General features: G+C 61.4%; 1 pseudogene. It reads left to right on the top strand.

Going from position 1 to position 264, the window contains the following annotated elements:
• Positions 1–264, top strand: a pseudogene (locus ACRHNM_RS17045) (membrane protein insertase YidC); the annotation flags it as partial.

Raw genomic sequence — 264 nt, 5'->3', positions numbered from 1 at the left:
CTCAATACGCGGGACCTCTTTTTTGAACCCACCCTGAGCCGGGAAGGGGAGAACAGCGTGCTCTCCATGAAGGCGATGGCAGGCCCCCGGCAATTCCTGGAATACCGCTATACGATCCGTCCGGGGGAATACCTCCTGGATTTTGACATCCGCTCCCAGGGGTTGTCCTTGTCCGCGACAAAAGGCGTCCCGCTCCGGTGGAGCCTGCGCGCCATCCGCCACGACCCGAGCGTCATGTACGAAAACCGGTATACCCGCCTGACG

Source organism: Psychroserpens mesophilus, assembly GCF_050617655.1.
GTDB classification, from domain to species: Bacteria; Bacteroidota; Bacteroidia; order Flavobacteriales; family Flavobacteriaceae; genus Psychroserpens; species Psychroserpens mesophilus_A.
Note: the sequence above shows the minus strand (reverse complement) of the source record. Positions and strands in the feature narration are given on the sequence as shown.